This is a genomic window from Nitrospirillum amazonense (assembly GCF_007828035.1).
GTDB lineage: Bacteria > Pseudomonadota > Alphaproteobacteria > Azospirillales > Azospirillaceae > Nitrospirillum > Nitrospirillum amazonense.
This window is the reverse complement of record NZ_VITV01000001.1, coordinates 1-17,231: the sequence shown is the minus strand read 5'-3', so window position 1 is coordinate 17,231 and position 17,231 is coordinate 1. Positions and strand designations below refer to the sequence as shown.

Annotated in this window: 12 protein-coding genes; 11 read left to right on the top strand and 1 reads right to left on the bottom strand. The window is 69.3% G+C overall.

Annotation, left to right across the window (positions count from 1 at the left end; all coding sequences use genetic code 11):
* Nucleotides 1-426 precede the first annotated feature (426 nt).
* The 9 genes from FBZ87_RS00060 to FBZ87_RS00020 all read left to right on the top strand — a co-directional run bounded on the left by FBZ87_RS00060 (nt 427) and on the right by FBZ87_RS00020 (nt 14,517).
* Nucleotides 427-2,181, top strand: coding sequence for a response regulator (locus FBZ87_RS00060; protein WP_145608176.1), 1,755 nt, complete (start codon nt 427-429; stop codon nt 2,179-2,181).
* Nucleotides 2,181-4,253, top strand: a complete 2,073-nt coding sequence (locus FBZ87_RS00055; protein WP_145608174.1) for a response regulator — start codon at nt 2,181-2,183, stop codon at nt 4,251-4,253. The genes FBZ87_RS00060 and FBZ87_RS00055 overlap by 1 nt, the downstream gene beginning before the upstream one ends.
* Nucleotides 4,246-4,815 (top strand): chemotaxis protein CheW, encoded by a 570-nt coding sequence (locus tag FBZ87_RS00050; protein ID WP_145608172.1) that lies wholly within the window; start codon nt 4,246-4,248, stop codon nt 4,813-4,815. The genes FBZ87_RS00055 and FBZ87_RS00050 overlap by 8 nt, the downstream gene beginning before the upstream one ends.
* Nucleotides 4,812-6,305 (top strand): CheR family methyltransferase, encoded by a 1,494-nt coding sequence (locus FBZ87_RS00045; protein WP_145608170.1) that lies wholly within the window; start codon nt 4,812-4,814, stop codon nt 6,303-6,305. Before FBZ87_RS00050 ends, FBZ87_RS00045 begins: the two co-directional genes overlap by 4 nt.
* A gap of 3 nt (nt 6,306-6,308) precedes the next feature.
* Nucleotides 6,309-6,959: a chemotaxis protein CheW gene (locus FBZ87_RS00040; protein ID WP_145608168.1), complete on the top strand. Its 651-nt coding sequence runs from the start codon at nt 6,309-6,311 to the stop codon at nt 6,957-6,959.
* A 70-nt stretch (nt 6,960-7,029) separates the two neighbouring features.
* Nucleotides 7,030-8,646: a methyl-accepting chemotaxis protein gene (locus tag FBZ87_RS00035; RefSeq protein WP_186454492.1), complete on the top strand. Its 1,617-nt coding sequence runs from the start codon at nt 7,030-7,032 to the stop codon at nt 8,644-8,646.
* Nucleotides 8,647-8,656: 10 nt separating this feature from the next.
* Nucleotides 8,657-10,900: a hybrid sensor histidine kinase/response regulator gene (locus FBZ87_RS00030; RefSeq protein ID WP_145608164.1), complete on the top strand. Its 2,244-nt coding sequence runs from the start codon at nt 8,657-8,659 to the stop codon at nt 10,898-10,900.
* A gap of 12 nt (nt 10,901-10,912) precedes the next feature.
* Nucleotides 10,913-11,971, top strand: a complete 1,059-nt coding sequence (gene cheB / locus FBZ87_RS00025) for a chemotaxis-specific protein-glutamate methyltransferase CheB (RefSeq protein WP_145608162.1) — start codon at nt 10,913-10,915, stop codon at nt 11,969-11,971.
* A gap of 2 nt (nt 11,972-11,973) precedes the next feature.
* Nucleotides 11,974-14,517, top strand: a complete 2,544-nt coding sequence (locus tag FBZ87_RS00020) for an EAL domain-containing response regulator (protein WP_145608160.1) — start codon at nt 11,974-11,976, stop codon at nt 14,515-14,517.
* On the opposite strand, the gene FBZ87_RS00015 is transcribed toward FBZ87_RS00020, so the two are convergent.
* Complete coding sequence (locus FBZ87_RS00015; protein ID WP_186454491.1) at nt 14,456-15,532, bottom strand: AraC family transcriptional regulator; 1,077 nt, start codon at nt 15,530-15,532, stop codon at nt 14,456-14,458. The two genes, FBZ87_RS00020 and FBZ87_RS00015, sit on opposite strands and share 62 nt — an antisense overlap.
* Nucleotides 15,533-15,678: 146 nt before the next feature.
* Here FBZ87_RS00015 and FBZ87_RS00010 point away from each other — a divergent pair, with 146 nt between their 5' ends.
* Nucleotides 15,679-16,806, top strand: coding sequence for an acyl-CoA dehydrogenase (locus FBZ87_RS00010; protein WP_145608157.1), 1,128 nt, complete (start codon nt 15,679-15,681; stop codon nt 16,804-16,806).
* 12 nt (nt 16,807-16,818) lie between these two features.
* The coding region (locus tag FBZ87_RS00005; RefSeq protein ID WP_145608156.1) for an electron transfer flavoprotein subunit beta/FixA family protein at nt 16,819-17,231 on the top strand (413 nt) is incomplete at its 3' end.

Genomic DNA, 17,231 nt, shown 5'->3' with positions numbered 1-17,231 from the left:
GGTTTCAGGTCCACCGTCCCATATGGGATGCCCACCGCGCAATTATGAGAGGGCGGGCTGGCGCTGTGGTCCAGGGGCGATGTGCTGCGCCCACGGTGGAAATCTATGCGGATGAGCCCGCGCACGGACGGATGCCGCCGCCTATGATTCCCAGTGATCCCAGGGGAGCCCTGATGTCCGGCCCCCTGTTCTCCCGCACGGGGTACCCATGACGCATCAGTCGACAGGGGGGCGGCCACGCGCCACGGTTTCCCCTGCATCAGGGAATGGTGGAAAACGGTTTGAGAAACCGGCACTTTTCCCCTTAACCAAGATGGGACGCGGGATGTCCCGGAAAAGGCAGTGCGTGGTGGGTTCCGGCCTGGAGACGGAAATGATGGATCAGCGAGGGCGCGCCGCGCGGATGGCCGCGGGCTGGGCCGGCCTATGACGGGCGGGTCCACGCATCGCGTCCTGCTGGTCGAGGATTCGCCGACGCAGGCCCTGCAATTGCAGATGATGCTGGAGCGCCAGGGATGGTCCGTCACCGTTTGTGGCGACGCCGAAAGCGCGCTAGAGCAATTGGGCCGGGAAATGCCCGACCTGGCCATGGTCGACTACCACCTGCCGCGCATGAACGGCGACGAATTCGTGCGCCGCGTGCGCATGGACATGCGCACGCGCGGCCTGTCGGTCCTGATGCTGACCGACAGCCACGCCGCCGACCGGGAGCGGCAGGGCTATGACAGCGGCGCCGACGCCTATGTGCCCAAGTCGGTCGATACCGACATCCTGCTGAGCCGGGTGGGCGCCCTGCTGCGCAAGACCACGGCGGCGGCGGTCCAGGCGCCGGTGGACATCCGCAAGAGCCGCCTTCTGGTGGTGGACGACAGCCCCACCTACCTCTTCTTCATCACCGCCCAGTTGCAGGAGGACGGGCACGAGGTAATCGGCGTTTCCAGCGGGCGCGAGGCGCTGGCCCGCATGGCGGAGGAGAAGTTCGACTGCGTCGTGGTTGATCTGGTCATGCCCGAGATGAGCGGCACGGAGCTGTGCCAGCATCTGGACCGGATGCGCCGCCAGCATGACCGCCTGTTCCAGATCATCATCCTGACCTCCCGCGACAACAAGGAGGACATGATGCGCGGTCTGGAGGCGGGGGCCGACGACTTCGTGGGCAAGGCCGGCGAGAGTGAAATCCTGAAGGCCCGTATCCGTGCCCTGCTGCGCCGCAAGTTCCTGCATGAGGAGAACCTGCGCATCAGCGGCGAATTCCGGGATAAGGAACTGGAACTGGAGCGCACGCGCGACGAACGGCGCATCGCCCAGGAACGCGCCGCCATGACGGAGGCGCTGGAGCGGTCGCACGCCGAGCTGGCGGAGGCCTACCAGGAGCTGCAGGGCACCCAGGCGCAGCTGGTGCAAGCGGCGAAGATGGCCTCGCTGGGCGCGCTGGTGGCCGGCATCGCGCATGAACTGAACAATCCGCTGGCCTTCGTCGGCAACCACCTGGGTACCGTGCTGCGCTGCCTGGAGGCCATCACGCCGGAGGTGCAAGGGCACCTGTCGGACAAGGGCGCCCGCGATCTGGACAAGATGCGCCAGCGGCTGGACGCCATGCGGCTGGGCATCGACCGGGTTGAAAACCTGGTGGTGAAGCTGCGCACCTTCTCCCGCCTGGACGAGGCGGAGGTGAAGGAGGTGGAGATTGAGGACAGCCTGGAGTCGGTGCTGACCCTGCTGCAGCACAAGCTGTCGGATCGAATCACGGTTGAGCGGCGGTATGAGGGACCCAAGCGCATCACCTGCCAGCCGGGGCCGCTGAACCAGGTACTGATGAACGTGGTGGGCAACGCCATCGACGCCATCGAGGGGACGGGCACCATCACCCTGGCGACGGGCCGGGACGGGGCCATGTTCCGCCTGTCCGTGCGGGATACCGGCCACGGCATTCCCGCTGCCATCCGCGACCGCATCTGCGAGCCGTTCTTCACCACCAAGCCAGTGGGGTCAGGGACTGGCCTTGGCCTTTCCATTTCCTATAGCATCATCCAGCGCCACCGGGGGCGGCTGGAATTCCATAGTGACGAGGGGCGGGGTACAGAGGTGGTGATCAAGATCCCCATGGACGGGGCGTCCACCGACGCGCCGACCCCGCCTGGTCCTGCGCACGCGGCGCATGCGATGCCGGGGGAAGCATAATGATCGCCCAGGTGCTGCCCACCGTCATGGTGGTGGACGATGAGCCGGAGGTGCTGACGGCGGTCGCCGACGCGCTGGAGGACGAGTTCTATGTCCTGACCAGCACGTCGCCGCTGAAGGCCCGGGCCATGCTGGAGGGCGACGACATCGCCCCCCTAGTCATCATTTCCGACCAGCGTATGCCGGGCATGGCCGGGCATGAGTTCCTGCGCTGGGCGCGTGAGCTGTCGGATGCCACCCGTGTGCTGATCACCGGCTACACTGACATCGACGCCCTTGGCGCAGCCGTCAACGCCGGCCAGATTTTCGGCTATCTGCCCAAGCCATGGACGCCCGACCGGCTGCGCCGCCTGATTCGTGAGGCAGCGGAGCATTGCGCCGTCCGCCGCGCCCTGGCGGAGGAGCGGCTGCTGCTGTCGCACCTGATGAACAGCGTGCCGGATCCCATCGCCTTCAAGGACAAGAACCTGCGCTACCTGCGCAGCAACGTGGCCCATGCCAAGGCCCTGGGCGTGGACAACCCCGACGACCTGATCGGCCGCACGGACCAGGAGATCGGGGCCGAGGGAGCGGTGCGGCGCGAGGCGGCGGACCAGGCTGCCCTGGAAGCTGGAATCACGGTCACCGACATCCAGCAGGACGCCCCGGCATCGGCGGAGGCGCCATCGCGCCGTCGCTGGTATTCGGTCGTGCGTTCCACCTTCAAGGACGGCGAGGGGGCGGCCGAGGGCCTGGTCACCATCGCCCGCGACATCACCGCCGCGAAGGAGGCGGAACAGGCCTTGAGCGAGGCGCACGCGACGCTGGAGCGCCGCGTGGCGGAGCGGACGGAGGATCTGGCGGCCACGGCCCGCGACCTGCTGGCCGCGCGCAAGGCGGCCGATATGGCCAACGAGGCCAAGTCACGCTATCTGGCCACCGTGGCCCATGAGCTGCGCACGCCGCTGACCGGGGTCATCGGCTTCTCCGAATTGCTGCTGCGTGGCGGCGTCAGCCCGGGCGAGTGGCACCGCCTGCTGACCTTGCAGGCGGAAGCCGGCCGCACCCTGCTGGGCCTGCTGGACGACATCCTGGACCTGTCCAAGATCGAGGCCGGGCGGCTGACCCTGGAAAACCTGCCCCTGGACTTCCGCACCCTGGTGGATGACTGCATCGCCCTGGTGCGGCCTTCGGCCAGCGGCAAGGGCCTGGCGTTCAACTCCGCGGTGACCAGCGCCCTGCCCGCCAAGATCATGGGCGATCCCACCCGGCTGCGCCAGGTGGTGCTGAACCTGCTGACCAACGCCGTGAAGTTCACCCCGGCCGGGAGCGTCAGCCTCACGGCGGAAGTGCTGCCGCCGCCGGCCGGCCTGGGGGGCGCGCCGTCACGCCTGCGGGTGTCCGTGACCGATACCGGCATCGGCATCCCGCCGGAGCGGCTGTCCGGCCTGTTCGAGGAATTCAGCCAGGTGGACGAGACCACGGCCCGCCGTTTCGGCGGCACGGGGTTGGGTCTTGCCATCTGCCGCCGCTTGGTGGAGCACATGGACGGGCGCATCGGGGTGGAGAGCGTGCCGGGTCAGGGCAGCCGCTTCTGGTTCGAACTGCCGCTGGCCGTGCCGGCGGAAGAGGCGGCGGCGCTGCCGCCGCTCACCGGGGTCGAGGCCGAGGTCCCCTCGGGCCGCGCCAGGGGCGGTCGCCGCATCCTGCTGGTGGAGGATGACCGGTCCACGCAGATCCTGGTATCCACCATCCTGCGCGGCGTTGGGCATGAGGTGGAGATCGTGGATAATGGCGCTGCCGCCGTGCAGGCGGTGGACACCGGCACCTACGACCTGGTGTTCATGGACATGCACATGCCGGTCATGGGCGGGCTGGAGGCCACGACGCGGATTCGCGCCCTGCAGCGTACGCCCGATCGGCCGCTGCCGCCCCTGGTGGTGCTGACCGCCGGGGTCACGGCGGAAGAGCGGGAACGCTGCCGCGCCGTGGGGCTGGAGGTCTTCCTGAGCAAGCCCGTCGATCTGGAAAAGCTGCTGCTGACCGCCGCCACGGTCGGGTTGCCGGGTGGGGAAGGGGACGCCCATGGTTGAGCGGGGCTTGACCACGGGCCCCGCCACGTCGGAAGGCGCCAGCGCCTTCCTTCTGCGCTTCGACCTCGACGGCCAGGCCTATGGCCTGCCGCTGGCCATGGTGGAACGGGCGGTGCGCGCCGTGGCGGTGACGCCCCTGCCGGGCGCGCCGGGCCTGGTGCGTGGCGTCATCAACCTGCAGGGCCAGGTGGTGCCGGTCATGGACGTGCGCCGCCGCTTCGGCCTGGACAGCCGCCCCCTGTCGCTGAGCGACCACATGATCGTGGCGCGCGGGCTGCGCCGCACCGTCGTCCTGCTGGTCGACAGCGTGGTGGGCACGGTGGCGGGCGCGCCGATCGACTGGGTGTCGGCCCAGGGCGTGGTCCCCGGGGCGGACGACGCCATTGTCGGCGTGGTGCGGCTGTCGGATGGCCTGTTGCTGATCCACGATCTGGACCGTTTCCTATCGGCGGCGGAGGAGGAGCAGCTGGCCCAGGCGCTGGCGGCCAAAAACGGCATGACCGTGAACCGCACTCCAGGGGGCGGCGCCCGGGGGGACGGCGCCCAAGGGGACGGTGAATGAACCGGACCTTGCCGGAGAACCTGCTGGCCGCCATGTCAGACCGGTTGAGCGCCAGCATCGGGCTGTACTTCCCGGCCGACCGTTGGACCGACATGGAACGCGGCCTGGAGCGGGCGGCGGTGGAGCTGGGCTATCCCAGCACGCTGGCGGCCGTGCAGCACTGGTTGACGGCGGGTGGCCCCGACCGGGTGCAGTTGGAGGCCCTGGCCGGCCAGCTGACCGTGGGTGAAACCTATTTCTTCCGCGAACCCAAAAGTTTCGAGGCCCTGGGCCGCCAGATCCTGCCGGACCTGATCGCCGAGCGGCGGGCGATGGGATTGCTGTCCCTGCGCATCTGGAGTGCGGCCTGCTGCACGGGGGAGGAGGCGTACAGCCTGGCGATGCTGCTGGACACGCTGCTGCCCGACCGGGCGGACTGGACCGTCACGCTGCTGGCCACCGACGTGAACCCCCGCTTCCTGCGGCGGGCGGCGGAGGGCGTCTATGGCGAATGGTCCTTCCGCGGCGTGGACCCGGCCATGCGGACCCGCTATTTCACCCCCCTGCCGGGTGGGCGCTATCGCATCAGCCCCGACATCGCCCGCATGGTCACCTTCTCCTATCATAACCTGGTGGACGATCCCTATCCGGCGCTGGAAAGCAACACCAACGCCATGGACGTCATCCTGTGCCGAAACGTGCTGATGTACTTCAACGGCGCGCAGGCGAACCGGGTGGTGCGGCGGCTGGCGCGGTCGCTGGTCGATAACGGCTGGCTGCTGCCCAGTTCCGTCGATGGCGCCCCGCCCATGTTCGCCCCCCTGACCTTCGTGCCCTTCGAGGGCGCCACCGTATACCGCAAGCTGCCGCTGCCGGCGCATGCGGCACCCCTCGCGCCCGTCACCCAGCATTTCCCCATCCTGCCGCTATCCCCGGTGCCGGAACCGCCCGCCTTGCCGGTGACGGCCCCGCCCATCGCCGCCGTCAAGCCCCCTGTGCCCAGCCTCGACCATTGCCGCTCCCTCTATGACCAGGGGCGCTATGGCGAGGCGGTGGAACAGCTGGAGGCGCGGCTGGCCTTCGCGCCGGCGGATGACGCCGCCATGCTGCTGCTGGCGCGCAGCTACGCCAACCAGGGCCATCTGGCGGAGGCGGCGCACTGGTGCCAGGGGGTGCTGGACCACAACCGAGTCAGCGCCGAGGCGCACCATCTGCTGGCCATGATCCAGCAGGAACGGGGCGATGCCGCCGCCGCGGCCGCGTCGCTGCAGCGCGCGCTCTTCCTGGCGCCGCAATCCATCGCCACGCACCTGGCCATGGCCAACCTGGCCCGCAGCCAGGGCCGCGTGCGGGACGCGCGCAAGCACTACCGCAACATCATGGGCCTGCTGGAAGGCCATCGGCCGGAGGAGATCCTGCCGGATCTGGAAGGCATGACGGTAGGGCGGCTGATGGACGTGGCCGCCCACGCCCATGCGGCGCTGGGCCAGGCCACGGGAGGGGAGTTCTAAGGCATGGTCCTGGACCGGGCCGCCGAAGGGCGGGGCATCGACTGGGAGGACATTCACCGCCGTCTGGCCGGCTGGGCAGCGGCGCTGGAGCGCGGCTGGGTCCCGGATGAGGAGACGACGCGCCGCATCCTGCATCGGCGCGGGCTGGAACTGGCCAGGCCCCCCGTGCTGGAGGATGACGGCGACGTCCTGGAATACATGGAATTCACGGTGGGGCAGGAGCGTTATGGCTTCGAGACGGCGGCGGTGGCGGAGGTGCTGGCCCTCAACGGGCTGACGACCGTGCCCAAGGCGCCGTCCTTCATCGCCGGCGTGACCACCGTGCGCGGCCAGGTGCTGCCGTTGGTCCACCTGGGCCGCCTGCTGGATCTGGGCGCGGTTCCGTCTTCGGAACTGCGCCGCGTTGTCGTCCTGGGCCAGGCGCAGACGCCCGGCCAAAGCGGGGGCGCTCTTGGCCTGCTGGTGACATCCATCGCCGGTGTCTCCCGCATCCCCCGCGCCAGGGTGCAGGCGCCGCCCAGTGTCGTCACCGGGCGCCAGCGCCATTATCTCGTCGGCGTCCTGCCGCCCCATCTCGCCCTGCTGGATGCCCAGCGCCTGCTGGCCGATCCGGAGCTCACCGTCGAGGGCAGGTCCGCCGCCTGGTCGGGCTGAGCCGCCGCCATCGTCCATCCATCCTCGAAACAGTCCACCGTCCACGCACAGCCCCTCGGGAGCGCCGGTCATGAAGTACTCTGTCGGAATGAAAATCTGGATCTGCTTGTGCAGCGTCCTGTTCATTCTTCTCGTGGTGGCTGCCACCTCGTACGGCAACATCCGCCAGCTGACGGAAACCACCACGCTGCGCTCCCATTCCTATGAGGTCCAGGCGCGGCTGCTGGGCCTGCTGACCGCGGTGCAGGATATGGAGACGGGCCAGCGCGGCTATCTCATCACGGGTGAGGATCGCTACCTGGAACCCTACCGGCAGGGCCTGAACGCCATGGAGCAGGCGCTGCAGACGGTGGCGACCCTGACCCTGGACAACCCTGTACAGCAACAGAACCTGGAACGCCTGCGTGTCCCCCTCAAGGACAAAGCAGCGGAACTGAAGGAAACCATCGACCTGCGCCGCCTGCAGGGATTTGAGCCGGCGAAGGCCGTGGTGCTGAGCGACCGGGGCAAGCAGTCGATGGACGACATCCGCCGCATCGTCGCCACCATGCAGGCGGGCGAGGGCGAGCTGCTGCGCGCGCGGGAGGCGGCGGCGGCGGCCAGCGCTGAAAGCACGGTGCTGGTCATCGGCGTCGGCACCCTGGTGGCGGCTGTCTTCGTCGTGGTGGCCGGCCTGTTCCTGGGCCGCAACATCGCGACCCCCCTGCGCACCATCACCACCACGGCTGAGCGCATCGGCGCCGGCGACCTGACGGTGGCGGGCGCGATCGAAGTCAGCGACCGGGCGGACGAGGTGGGCAGCCTGGGCCGGACCTTCCACGCGATGGCCGGCACCCTGCGCCAGCTGATGCGCGACCTGCGCGACGGCACCAACGTGCTGGGCACGGCGTCCAGCCAGATCGTCACCATCACCGCCCAGGTGGCGGCCAGCGCCGCCGAGACGGCGACAGCCCTGGCCCAGACCAGCGCCACGATGGAGGAGGTGAAGAAGACCTCCCAGGTGTCCAGCGAGAAGGCGCTGTATGTCTCGCAGACTGCGCAGAACACGGCCCAGATCTCCCAGAACGGAAAGCAGGCGGTGGAACAGTCCATCGAGGGCATCACCAGGGTGCGCGAGCAGATCATGGCCATCGCCGAGGCGGTCATGCAGCTGAGCGAGCAGAGCCAGGCCATCGGCGAGATCGTGGCCACGGTGAACGACCTGGCCGAGCAGTCCAATCTGTTGGCCGTCAACGCCGCCATCGAGGCGGCGCGGGCCGGCGAGCAGGGCAAGGGCTTCGTCGTGGTGGCGCAGGAGGTGCGCAGCCTGGCCGAACAGTCCAAGCAGGCCACCACCCAGGTGCGCTCCATCCTGGGTGACATCCAGAAGGCGACGGCCACGGCCGTGCTGGCCGCCGAACAGGGCAGCAAGGCGGTGGACGCCGGTGTGAAGCAGTCGGTGGCGGCGGGCGAGGCCATCGACCGCCTGGCCCAGAGCATCGCCGTGGCGACCCAGGCAGCCACCCAGATCGCCGCGTCCAACCAGCAGCAGCAGGTGGGCATCGACCAGGTGGCGCTGGCCATGGAGAACATCAAGCAGGCCAGCATGCAGAACATGAACGCCACCAAGCAGGCCGAGACCGCCGCCCAGAACCTGAACGAGCTGGGGCACAAGCTGAAGACCGTCACCGGCCAGTACCAGGCCTGAGGACCGGCCCATGAGCCAGTCGGACGATCAGCTCCTGAAAAGGCTGCTGGCCATGTTTGAGGTGGAGGCGGAGGAGCACCTCTCCGCCATCGCCGCCGGACTGTTGGCCCTGGAGCAGTCGCCCCCGCGTGAGCGCGCGCAGGAGCTGGTGGAGACCACCTTCCGCGAGGTGCACACCCTGAAGGGTGCCGCCCGTGCGGTGAACCTGGGCGCGGTGGTGGCCGTGTGCCATGCCATGGAAAGCGTCTTCGCCGCCCTGAAGGGGGGCAGGCTGGCGTTGACCCCCGGCGGCATGGATCTACTGCACCAGGGCTACGCCCGGGTGCGCGGCCTGCTGGATGGCAGCGTGGTGGCCGGGCCCGACCAGGACGCCCTGGTCTCGGCCCTGGAGGCCTATGCCGAGGGGCGGGAGCCGGTGGCCAAGGCCGCCGCGCCGGCCGAGCCCGCCGCCCGGACGGAGCCGCCGCCCCGGCCCCCGGCGGAAGAGGCGCCGCCGGCCGATACCCCCGCGCCGGACGCGCCGCGCGTCGGCAGCCGGCCTACCCTGCGTATCGCCACCTCCAAGGTCGACACGCTGCTGCGCCATGCCGAGGAGCTGGTGTCCGCCCGCCTGGCGGCCGGCCGCCAGGTGGCCGACCTGGGCGGGCTGGCGTCGGAGGTGGCTGAGCGCGTGCGCTCGCACGAGCGCGCCCGCCGCCGGCTGGAGGAGGCTGAGGACAGCCCCGCCGCCCGCCTGCTGAAGCAGCAGGGCGACACCCTGCGCTGGCTGTCCGGCCGCATCGCCCAGCTGGCCAATGCCGGCCGCCAGGATCTGCGCATCCTGGGCAAGATGCTGGACAGCCTGCTGGACGAGGCCAAGCAGGTGTTGATGGTGCCGGTGTCCGCCCTGCTGGACCCCATGGCCCCCCTGGTGCGCGACCTCGCCCGGGCCGAGGGGAAGGAGGTGGAGCTGATCATTCGGGGCGGGGACCTGGAGATCGACCGGCGCATCCAGGAAGAGATGAAGGACGCGCTGCTGCACCTGGTGCGCAACGCCATCGCCCACGGCATCGAACCGCCGGATGCGCGCGAGGCCAAGGGCAAGGCCCCGCGCGGTACGCTGGCCATCACCGTCGCCCAGACCGAGGCGGGGCGGGCGGAAATCGCCATCGCCGACGATGGCGGCGGCTTCGACGTGACGCGCCTGCGCCATGCCGCCGCGGAACAGGGCCTGATGTCGGCGGCGGCCGCGGCGGCCCTGGACGACGACGCGGCCCGGGCGCTGGCCTTCCGGTCCGGCCTGTCGACCAGCGGCCTGCTGACCGACGTGTCCGGCCGGGGCCTGGGCCTGCCCATCGTGCAGGAGAAGGTGGAGAGGCTCGGTGGCGGCCTGGCGGTGGAATCCACCGTGGGCCTGGGCACCGTCTTCCGCATCCGCCTGCCGGTGACGCTGGCCAGCTTCCGTGGGGTGCTGGTGGAGGTCGAGGGCGCCTGCTTCATCCTGCCCACCGGTGGGGTGGAACGGGTGGCACGCGTGGCCCTGGGCGCCATCGCCACGGTGGAGAACCGGGAGACCGTGGTGCTGGATGGCCGCACCCTGGGTCTGGTCCGGCTGGCCGACGTACTGGGCCTGGCGCCATCCCGCGGCAACCAGCCGCCGCCCAGCCACTACACCGTGGCGGTGCTGAGCCGGGGCGGCCAAGCCACGGCGTTCATCGTCGACCGCGTGCGCGATGAACAGGAAGTGCTGATGAAAAGCCTGGGACCGCAGCTGGCCCGGGCACCCTACGTCACCGGCGCCAGCGTATTGGCCACGGGCGAGGTGGCGCTGATCCTGAACATCCCCGATCTGCTGGCGGGGGCGGCGCAGGCGCCCGCGACCGCGCGACCGACGGTGGTCGTCTCGCGAAAAAAGTCCATATTGATTGCAGAAGACAGCATCACTGCACGTACGCTGTTCAAGAACCTGCTGGAGGCGGCGGGCTATCAGGTGCGCACCGCGGTGGACGGGGTGGACGCCTGGGCCGCCCTGACTGGCGGGGAGGAGTTCGATCTGCTGGTGTCGGATGTGGAGATGCCGCGCATGGGCGGCTTCGAGCTGACCACCAAGGTGCGCGGCGCGCCGAAGCTGGCCGAGCTGCCCGTGGTGCTGATCACCTCGCTGGGCTCACGCGAGGATAAGGAACGGGGAATTGATGCCGGTGCCAACGCCTATCTGGTCAAGGACAGTTTCGACCAGGGCAATCTGCTGCAAATCGTCAGTCATTTGGTCTAAGGAAAGCCTCTAATGATTCGGGTCGTTGTCGCCGAAGACTCACCCACGCTACGTGAATATCTGGTCTCCATCCTGTCGGGGGAACCCGACATCGAGGTGGTGGCCATCGCTGTCGACGGCCTGCAGGCGGTGGAGGCGGTGGCCCGCCATCGCCCCGACGTGGTGACGATGGACATCCACATGCCGCGCCTGGGCGGCCTGGCCGCCACCCGCCGCATCATGGAAGAGACGCCCTGCCCCATCGTGGTGGTCAGCAGCACCATGAGCGACCATGTGGCGGCGACCTTCCGCGCCCTGGACGCCGGCGCCGTGGCCTTCGTCCACCGCCCGGTGGGCGTGGGCCACCCCCGCCAGGCCATCGAGGCGGCGGAACTGGCGCAGACGGTGCGCCTGATGGCCGAGGTCAAGGTGGTGCGACGCTGGGCCAACCCGTCCAAGCTGCCGCGCGAACCCGTGGCCCGCCCCATGCCGGAGGCCACCCTGCCAAGCGGCACGCGGCCGGCCGTCGTCGCCATCGGCGCATCCACCGGCGGCCCCGTGGCCCTGCAGGCCATCCTGGCCGGCCTGCCGGCGGATTTTCCCGTCCCGCTGCTCGCGGTGCAGCACATCTCCCCCGGGTTCGTGGGTGGTTTCGCCGACTGGCTGGCCAGCGGGTCCGCCCTGCCGGTGCAGGTGGCCAAGGCGGGCGACGTGCCGCGCCCTGGGCATTTCTACCTGGCGCCCGACAACGCCCATATGGGCTTGGGGCTCGACGGGACCATCAAGCTGGACCATGGCGCGCCGGAGAACAGCGCCCGGCCGGCGGTGTCGCACTTTTTCCGCTCCGTCACGCGGGTGCACGGGGCCCGCGCCGTGGGCGTGCTGCTGTCCGGCATGGGCGTGGACGGCGCCATGGAACTGCGCGAGATGCGCGACGCGGGCGCGGTCACCTTCGCGCAGGACAAGGAAAGCAGCATCGTCCATGGCATGCCCGGGGCGGCCATCGCCCTCGGGGGCGCCACCGCCGTGCTGAAGCCGGATGAGATCGCCGCCCGGCTGCTCACGCTGGTGCGGAAGGCGGAGGGACATTAGCCATGCCCCAGGGCAAGGACGCGAAGACCATCCTAGTGGTCGATGATGAGCCCCAGGTGCTGGCGGCCATGGAAGACCTGCTCGAGGATGACTTTCGCGTCCTGCTGCAGACCTCGCCCAAGGCGGCGCTGAAGCTGCTGGAACATGAGTCCGACCTGTCGGCCATCATTTCCGATCAGCGTATGCCGGGCCTGAGCGGCCATGAATTCCTGGGCATCGCCAGCCGCCTGTCGGATGCGCCGCGCATCCTGTTCACCGGATATTCCGACCTGGACGCCGTGGTGGCGGCGGTGAACAAGGGCCAGATCTTCGGCTACATCACCAAGCCCTGGGATCCGAAAGAACTGCGCCGGGTGGTGAACAAGGCCGTTGCGTATTGCCAGCTGCATCGCGCCCTGTTGGAGGAGCAGCGGCTGCTGCACCACCTGATGGACAGCGTGCCGGACTCCATCTTTTTTAAGGATCGATCCCACCGCTTCCAGCGCGTCAACCGCGCCGCCGCCCGCGACCTGGGCCTGGAAAGCCCGGTGGCCTGCCTGGGCAAGCGGGTGGGTGATTTCCTGGATCCGGCCCTGGCGGAGACTATCGAGGCGCAGGAGCGCATGGTGCTGCAGACCGGCAGGCCGGTGGTGGATCTGGTGGGGCGGCTGGGCGACCGCTGGGTGTCGGCCACCGTGGCGCCGGTGGTGGATGAAAAGGGCCAGGGTACCGGCCTGGTGGGCATCGCCCGCGACGTGACCGACCGCCTGCGGCTGGAGGAGCGTATCGCCCGCCTGACCCGCGCCCAGGCGGTGCTCAGCGGTATCAACGGCCTGATCGTGCGCGTGCACGATCAGCACCAGCTGTTCGCCGACGCCTGCCGCATCGCCACCGGACAGGGCCAGTTCCACCAGGCGTGGATCGGCCTGGTGGAGGAGGGACGGGTGGTTCCCGTGGCGGCCGATGGCGTGAGCCTGGCGGCGCTGTCGCCGATGCCGGTGGATTCGGCGCCGGGAAGGGCGGAGCACCCGCTGGACACCATTGTTGCCTCCGCCCTGAGGGACCAAGTGCCGGTGGCGGCGGTGGAGTGTGTCGAGGGGATGACTACCCTGGTGCTGCCCCTGGTGATGGACCGGACCGCCGTGGGCATCATGGCCCTGTCGGCCATGGAGACCGATCGCTTCGACGCGCAGGAGGTGGCCCTGCTGCGCGAGATGGCGGGCAATATCTCCTTCGCGCTGGACCATTTGCACAAGGCCCTGCGCCTGGATTACCTGGCGCTGTACGACGGGCTGACCGGCCTGGCGAACCGCAGCCTGTTCGCCGACCGCCTGGCCCAGCATGTGGCGCGGGCACAGGCCAAGCGGCGGCTGATGGCTTTGATCCTGGTCGATGTCGAGCGATTCCGCAGCATCAACGACAGCCTGGGCCTGGACATCGGGGATGAGGTGCTGCGCGAGGTGGCCCGCCGCCTGTCCGCCGCGGCCCCCCTCACCGATACGCTGGGGCGCGTCGGCGCCGACTGCTTCGGCATGCTGGTGCCGGAGGTGAAGGGCGCGGGCGACGTGGCACACCTGGTGCGGGAAAGGATCCTTCCCTGCTTCGACACCCTGATCCAGGCGGGCGGCGAGCAGCTGCGCCTGTCCGCCCGGGTGGGCGCGGCGCTGTTCCCGGACGATGCCGAGGATGGGGAATCGCTGTTCGCCCATGCGGAGATCGCGCTCAAGAAGGCCAAGGACACGCGCGAGCGCCTGCTGTTCTACGCCACGGGCATGAACAAGCGCCTGGCCCAGGCTTTGCGCCGCGAAACCCAGCTGCGCACCGCGCTGGAGAATGGTCAATATGTGCTGCATTACCAACCCAAGATCGACCTGCGCGACGGCCGCGTCACCGGCCTCGAGGCGCTGATCCGCTGGAATGAGCCCGGCTGCGGCATCGTGGGCCCGGCGGAGTTCATCCCGCTGGTGGAGGAACTGGGCCTGATCCACGACATGGGCGACTGGGTCATGAGCCAGGCGGTGACGGACTTCCAATGCTGGCGGGCCCAGGGGCTGAAGCCGCCGCGCATCGCCGTCAACGTTTCCGCCCTGCAATTGGCGCGCGATGATTTCGTGGACGGGATGAGGGGCCGCCTGGACCGGGACGAGGCGGCGCGCGCCTGCCTGGATCTGGAGATCACGGAAAGCGTGCTGATGCGGGACATCCAGGCCTGCATTCCCAAGATCGCGGCCCTGCGTGAGATGGGCGTGCAGGTCTATATCGACGATTTCGGCACGGGCTATTCCTCGCTGGCCTATATCGCCCGCCTGCCGCTGACGGCGCTGAAGATCGACCGGGCCTTCGTTTCCAGCATCGACGCCAGCTCGGAAGACACCACCATCGTCTCCACCATCATCCAGCTGGCCCACAGCCTGGGCCTGAAGGTGGTGGCGGAGGGCGTGGAGACGGCGGACCAGGCCAAGCTGCTGCGCCTGCTGCGCTGTGACGAGATGCAGGGCTATCTCATCAGCCGGCCGGTTCCGGCCGTGGAGATCGAGGCGATGCTGGCGGCCCCGAAGCTGATTTGAGGTGTTTGCCGCTCGCCGTGCGGAAGGTACCGGGCGCCATGCCCGTCCATTTGCGGAAGGCGCGGTGGAAGGCGCTGGGTTCGGCGAAGCCCAGCCGGGCGGCCAACTCGGGGATGGGTTCCGTCCCCGCCGCCAGCGACGCCTCGGCCGCGCGGCGGCGCAGTTCGTCCTTGATGCTTTGGAAGGGCCGCCCCTCCTGCCGCAGGCTGCGGCGCAGGGTGGCAGGGGAACAGCGCAGGCTGCGGGCCACGGCGTCGAAGTCGGGCCACGCGGCGGGCGGCTGGTGGTCCAGCATCTGGGCCACGCGCCGGGCGTAGCTGTCCGGGTTGCGGTAGCGCACCAGGAAATTCTCCGGCGCGCGGTTCAGGAAGGTGACGGCCGTGCGCGCGTCCTGCGCCACCGGCAGGGCCAGCAGGGCGGCGTCGAACCATAGGCGGGCGGCGTCCTGGCCGAAGCGCAGGGTGGAGCTGTAGAGCACCCTGTACTCCTCCGCATGCGGCGGGGCGGGGTGGGCGAAGTCGGCGGCGGCTATGGGGATGCGCCGCCGCACCAGCCAGCAGGCTAGGCCGTGCAGGTAGGTCATCAACGTCTCTTGCGCGAACAGCGCCGGTGGTTGCCCTGGCGGCGTTGCGCGGATTTCCAGGCAGGCCAGGCGGCCCTGGCGGCGGATGCCCACCCGCATACCGTCGAACACGCTGTTATAGCCACGGCAAGCCAGGTCGAGGGCCCGCCCCAGGTCGCGGCCGCCCAGGGCCAGCAGGCAGATGACGGAAAAGGTGCCGATCTTCATGCGCCGCGCGTCCAGGCCGAAGAATTCGTCATCCATCACCTGGGCCAGCAGGCGCAACAGCGTGCCATAGGTGGTCACCGGCACGCGGACGCCGGCGGGCACGGTATGCAGCCCGGCCTTGCGCCGCAGGGGGGCGGCGTCCAGGCCCCGCGCGGTGGCGCAGGCCAGCGCCGCCTCCACGAAATAGGGGGCGACGCTGTTCTTGTCCTGGAGGATCCTGTCCACGCGACGACATCCTAACGGATTGACAAAAACGATCACCGGATTTGATCCGGTTGGTCATTTCGGATTGGATCGATCATGTCTAGTGTGGCCGCAACTGGCAAGCCGGCCCAAAAGCACCGGCCAAAAGCGAGGAGGAAACGCACCCCATGCTGATCACCGAGGAACAGGCCATGGTGCGCGACATGGCGCGCGCCTTCGCCCGTGAACGGCTGGCGCCCGGGGCGGCGGAACGCGACCGCACCAGTGCCTTCCCGGCCGAGGAGCTGAAGGCCATGGGCGAGCTGGGCCTGATGGGTATGCTGGTGCCCGAGGAATGGGGCGGGGCCGGCACCGACATCCTGTCCTACGTTCTGGCGATCGAGGAGATCGCGGCCGGCGATGGCGCCATCTCCACCATCATGAGTGTGCATAACTCCGTCGGCTGTGCGCCCATCCTGAAGTTCGGCACCCCGGCGCAGAAGGAACGCTATCTGCGTGCCATGGCGTCGGGCCAAATGCTGGGCGCCTTCTGCCTGACGGAGCCGCAGGCGGGCTCCGACGCGTCCGCGCTCAAGACCCGCGCCGTGCGGGACGGCGACCATTGGATCATCAACGGCGCCAAGCAGTTCATCACCAACGGCCAAAACGCCGGCGTGGCCCTGGTCTTCGCCGTCACCGATCCGGCGGCCGGCAAGAAGGGCATCTCCGCCTTCCTGGTGCCGACCGACACCCCCGGCTATACCGTGGCCCGGCTGGAGCACAAGCTGGGCCAGCGCTGCAGCGATACCGCGCAGATCGTGTTCGACAATGTTCGGGTGCCGCATGAGGCCATGCTGGGTGAGCCCGGCCAGGGCTATCGCATCGCGCTCGCCAACCTGGAGGGCGGGCGCATCGGCATTGCCGCCCAGTCCGTGGGCATGGCCCAGGCGGCGTTCAATGCTGCCCGTGACTATGCGCGCGAGCGCACCAGCATGGGTGTGGCCATCATCGAGCACCAGGCCGTGGCCTTTCGCCTGGCGGACATGGCCACCCGCATCGAGGCGGCGCGCCAGCTGGTGCTGCATGCCGCCAGCCTGCGCCAGGTGGGCCAGCCCTGCCTGAAGGAGGCCTCCATGGCCAAGCTGTTCGCGTCCGAGATGGCGGAGCGTGTCTGCTCCGACGCCATCCAGACCTTCGGCGGCTATGGCTATGTCGATGATTTCCCGGTGGAGCGCATCTATCGCGATGTGCGCGTCTGCCAGATTTACGAGGGCACCAGCGACATCCAGAAGCTGGTGATTTCCCGCAACCTCTGAGGGACTTGAGCGATGAAAGTGTTGGTCGCGGTCAAGCGGGTCGTTGACTACAACGTGAAGGTTCGCGTGAAGGCGGACGGCACGGGTGTGGAGACGGCCAACGTCAAGATGTCGATGAACCCGTTCGACGAGATCGCGGTTGAGGAGGCGGTTCGCCTGAAAGAGGCGGGCAAAGCCACCGAGATCGTGGTGGTGAGCATCGGGCCGGGGGCGGCGCAAGATGCGTTGCGCACGGCGCTGGCCATGGGGGCCGACCGCGCCATCCTGGTGGAAACGGATGTGGAGACGCAGCCGCTGGGCGTGGCCAAGGCGCTGAAGGCGTTGGTGGAAAAGGAACAGCCCGGCCTGGTCATCCTGGGCAAGCAGGCCATCGACGACGACGCCAACCAGACCGGCCAGATGCTGGCGGCCCTGCTGGGCTGGGC